The organism is Macrococcus capreoli, assembly GCF_025628935.1.
Lineage (GTDB): Bacteria > Bacillota > Bacilli > Staphylococcales > Staphylococcaceae > Macrococcoides > Macrococcoides capreoli.
The window spans coordinates 1-1,656 of sequence record NZ_JAOTIS010000037.1 but is presented as its reverse complement, the minus strand read 5'-3'; the positions used below and the strand labels follow the sequence as shown (position 1 = coordinate 1,656).

Here is a 1,656-nt window from a genome sequence, read left to right as displayed (position 1 = left end):
GCAACATCAGTAACAGTATCAGATACAACTGGTCCAGCGGCACCAACTGTAAACCCAATTACATCAGAAGATCCAGCAGTAACAGGTATCGGTGTACCAGGCAACACAATTACAGTAACGTTCCCAGACGGAACGAAAGGTACTGCAGTTGTACAACCAGACGGCACATGGACAGTACCAGTACCAGCAGGCGTTGATTTAGTAGGTGGCGAAGTATTACCAGTAACATCAACAGACCCAGCAGGCAACGTATCACCAGAAGTAACAGTGGCAGTAACTGACGTAACAGGTCCATTAGCACCACCGGTTAACCCGGTAACATCAGAGGATACAGCAGTAACAGGAACAGGAACACCTGGCGACACAATCACAGTGAAGTTCCCAGATGGTTCTGAAGGCACTGCAGTTGTACAACCAGACGGAACATGGAGCATTCCAGTACCAGCAGGTGTAGACTTAGTAGGTGGCGAAGTATTACCAGTAATAGAAACAGATCCAGCAGGCAACGTATCACCAGCGACATCAGTAACAGTAACTGACGTAACAGCACCAATCGCACCACCAATCAATACGGTTTTTAGTACAACACCGGTCGTTACAGGTGTAGGAACACCAGGAAACACAGTTATAGTAACATTCCCAGACGGAACGACTGCAACTGCAACAGTACAACCAGACGGAACATGGAGTGCAACAATTCCAGCAGGCGTTGATTTAATTGTTGGAGACGTTGTTACAGCAACACAAACGGATGCAAGTGGAAACGTATCACCTGTTTCAAGCACTACGGTTACAGATGCAACACCACCACCAGCACCAGTAGTAAATGAAGTGACTTCAGAAGATGAAGTAATTACTGGAACAGGTCAGCCATGGGATACTATTACAGTAACGTTCCCAGATGGAACAACTGAAACGACAACAGTACAACCAGATGGCACATGGACAGTACCAGTACCAGCAGGTGTAGACTTAGTAGGTGGCGAAGTATTGCCAGTTACTGAAACAGATCCAGTAGGAAATTCTGGTTCAACATCAGTTACAGTAACAGTAATTGACGTGACTGCACCGTCAGCTCCAACTGTTAATCCGATTACATCAGAAGATCCAGCAGTAACAGGTATCGGTGTACCAGGTAACACAATTACAGTAACGTTCCCAGATGGAACAACAGGCACTACAGTTGTACAACCAGATGGCACATGGAGCATTCCAGTACCAGCAGGTGTAGACTTAGTAGGTGGCGAAGCATTACCAGTAACGTCAACAGACCCATCAGGTAATAAATCACCAATCGCAGTAGTTACAGTAATTGACGTAACAGCACCAGCAGCACCACCAGTTAACCCGGTAACATCAGAAGATACAGTAGTAACAGGAACAGGAACACCAGGCGACACAATCACAGTGAAGTTCCCAGATGGTTCAACTGGTACAGCAGTTGTACAACCAGATGGCACATGGAGTGTAACAATTCCAGCAGGTGTAGACTTAGTAGGTGGCGAAGTATTACCAGTTATCGAAACAGATCAATCAGGTAACGTATCACCAGCAACATCAGTAACAGTAACGGATACAACAGCACCAGCGGCACCAACTGTAAACCCAGTAACATCAGAAGATCCAGCAGTAACAGGTATCGGTGTACCAGGTAAC

1 protein-coding gene is annotated in these 1,656 nt (G+C 46.3%); it reads left to right on the top strand.

Annotated features, from left to right (window positions below; genetic code table 11):
• On the top strand, positions 1-1,656 hold a 1,656-nt coding region (locus OCL94_RS13130; protein WP_262997371.1), incomplete at both ends, for an Ig-like domain-containing protein.